At 70.4% G+C, this 2954-nt stretch carries 3 protein-coding genes; 2 read left to right on the forward strand and 1 reads right to left on the reverse strand.

Annotated elements, in window-relative coordinates:
- The first annotated feature begins 99 nt into the window (after nucleotides 1-99).
- The gene (locus VI238_RS09490) at nucleotides 100-939 is read left to right on the forward strand and encodes a hypothetical protein (protein WP_331650753.1); all 840 of its coding nucleotides are present in this window, start codon (nucleotides 100-102) and stop codon (nucleotides 937-939) included.
- Between the two features lie 258 nt (nucleotides 940-1197).
- Here VI238_RS09490 and VI238_RS09495 read toward each other — a convergent pair whose 3' ends face one another.
- Entirely contained in the window at nucleotides 1198-1455 is a 258-nt protein-coding gene (locus VI238_RS09495; RefSeq protein WP_331650755.1) for a hypothetical protein, read from the reverse strand.
- A 291-nt stretch (nucleotides 1456-1746) separates the two neighbouring features.
- Between VI238_RS09495 and VI238_RS09500 the strand changes: the two genes are divergently transcribed.
- Nucleotides 1747-2954 (forward strand): TonB-dependent receptor plug domain-containing protein (locus tag VI238_RS09500; protein WP_331650757.1); only part of this gene is annotated, 1208 nt, incomplete at its 3' end.

Consider the following 2954-nt stretch of genomic DNA (forward strand, 5'->3'; position numbering starts at 1 on the left):
GCAGCACGGCAGGCGTTCGCCGGGGGCGCGAACGCGGGTTCAACCCCGGTAGACGTCCCCGGGCGTTGGACCGATCGCTGCCCACCACGGAGATGCGTCATGCGTACCCTGCTTTGCGCCGCCCTGCTCGCCGCCGGCCTCGCCTCGACGGCCCATGCGGGCAACCTGCTCGATCTTGCAGTGGTCGACCGCGACACCGGCCAGACCCTGCCGACCTATGCCGACCGCGGCAAGCTCTACGTCGCGGGCACGCCCGGCCATCGCTACTCGGTGCGCCTGGCCAACCGCACCGGCGCGCGCGTGCTCGCCGTGCTCAGCGTCGACGGTGTCAACGCGGTCAGCGGCCAGACGGCCGACACGAGCCAGACCGGCTATGTGCTCGATGCGTGGGAGTCGACCGAGATCGCAGGCTGGCGCAAGAACCTCGACGAGATCGCGCAGTTCAACTTCACGGCATTGCCGAACAGCTACGCGGCGCGCACCGGCCGGCCCGCCAACGTCGGCGTGATCGGCGTCGCCGTGTTCACCGAGAGTGTGCCGGCGTGGCGCGCGCGCGAACAGGTCGCGAACGAGGCCGCGAAGGATGCCGCGCCGCCGCTGCCGGCGTCCGCCCCACCCTCACCCGCCGCCGAGATGCAGCGCAGCGACCGCGCCGCAGGTGCCGGTGCGCCGAGTGCGTCGATGGCGCAGTCGGCGCCGGAGCCTCGCGCGAAGGCCTCGGCCGAACGCCTCGGCACCGGCCACGGCGCGCGCGAGTATGCACACGTCGACGAGACCACGTTCGAGCGCGCGTCGCGCCATCCGGCCGAGACGCTCGCGGTCTGGTACGACAGCTACGCCAATCTCGTCGAGCAGGGGATCATCGCGCGCCCGGTCGCGCGCACCGAACCGCAGCCGTTCCCGGGCGGTTTCGTGCCGGATCCGCCGCCGCGGCGCTGAGTCGCGTCACGGCGGCGATGGCCGGGGTGCGACGCCGCGATGTGCCGCAACGGCGAACGCGCTCCCACGCGCGAATGACCGTGGGAGCGACTTCAGTGGCGATGCTTCGATAACCGATGTTCCGGTCGCGGCTGAACCCGCTCCCGCGCGGACGTTCCCCTGACGTCAGGCGCTCCGCCGGCACGTACGGAAGCTGTCGAACAGCGCCTCGTGTGCCGCCAGCACGCGCTGCTTCGCCGCGGGGTCGGGATCGAGCGACTAGTCGCCTTCCGCATGGGGGCCGCCGAGCAGGATGGCGTCGGTACGCGAGAACATGCAGTCGTCGCCCGCGATGACCGCGCGCTCGGACAGGTACGCGAGGAACCACTGGCCGCCGGCGATGTTGCCGGAGCCGCCATGGCCGTAGTTGTGCACGAGCGTGTCGCCGAACCGCTGTGCGCGCACAGCAAAAGCGTACGGCCGGAACGGGCGCAGGCCGACCACGGTGCGTATTTCGCGCTCCGCCGACACTCGCACGGGCGGATGCTACGGGCGTCCGGGAACGAGAGGTCGGGCGCGCTCGCGGTGCGCCGCGTCGCGGCGGCCGGCGCCGCGGCGCAACCGGCGAGCGTCGCAGGCACCGCGGCCGCGAGCGCGCCGAACGAGTGGAGGAAACCGCGTCGATCCGTGCGCCGCTCCGTTCAGGCGCCGACCTCCGCCCACAGGCCTAGGCCTGCAGGCGGTACCGCGATACGGCGCAGGCCTGCGATAAAGAGGGTTGCGCGACGTCCAAGGGGGGCGGCGCGACGACCCTCCGAGGATTGTTGCATGAAGACGACTCCGTTCGTGCCGGGCGCACTCGCGCTCGCGATCGCCCAGGTCCTGTTCGCTCCCGCGGTTGCGCGCGCGGACGACGTCGCCGCCGCCGATGCGGCCGACGCACAAGCCAACACCTTGCCCAAGGTCGATGTGCGCGAGCGCGCGCACGACGACACGCGGCCGAAGCTGCAGCACATCATGCGCGAGGTCGACGGCCCGCTCATCACGGTCACCAAGAAGACCTCGATCACCAAGCTCGACAGCGTCCCGACGATCGTCGACAACAACAACCGCGCGCTGTTCGCGCAGACGCCGGGCATCTTCTATTCCGAGCAGCAGTCGCCGGGGCAGATGAACCTCAGCTACCGCGGCATCGGCAACCCGCAGGAATCGGAATTCGTCACCGTCCTGCTCGACGGCATCCCGCTCATGTCCGACTGGATCGGCTATCCGACGATCTACACGTTCCCGCTGCCGCAGACGCTGTCGGAAGTGCAGCTCATCCGCGGCGGCAGCTCGCTGCTGTACGGACCCGAGCCGCCACCGGTCTTGAACCTCGTCAGCCGCAAGCCGGTCGCCGATCGCGAGCTCGCGGGCTACACCGAGAACATCGCCGGCAGCAACGGCCTGTTCGCGACGTTCAACCAGCTCTCGGGTACGTCGGGCGCGTGGGACTACCTCGTCGACGCGCATTACCGCACGAGCGACGGCGAGCGCGACAACGGCGACTCGACGCTGCGCGGCGGCGACCTGCACCTGGGCTATCGCCCCGACGACGCGGCGTATTACACGTTCGACGTCCACGCCTACAGCCTCGATACGGGCGATCCGGGCAAGCTCAGTTATCCGCAGTTCGCCGCCGATCCGGAGACGGTGACGACGCCGCACAACAACCTCTGGACCGACCGCTACGTCGCGATCCTCGGCCACGAGCGCACGTTCGACGCCGACACCGAACTCGTCGCGAAGCTCTGGTACGGCTACCAGGACAATGCCCAGCGTTCGCAGGATCGTGCGACGCCGCCGAATCCGCCGACGACGTCGACGCTGCAGGACGACCAGTTCCGCTTCGGCGGCCTCGACGCGCGCCTCGTGCACCACTGGGGCCGCGGCAATGCGTTCACGGTCGGCACGACCTGGTACCACTCCGACGCACCGTTCCGGCAGTGGACGATGCAGGGGCTTTCGCCGGATCGCCACGATCGCGACGGCGTCGA

This window comes from Dokdonella sp., from assembly GCF_036518555.1.
Taxonomy (GTDB): Bacteria; Pseudomonadota; Gammaproteobacteria; order Xanthomonadales; family Rhodanobacteraceae; genus Dokdonella_A.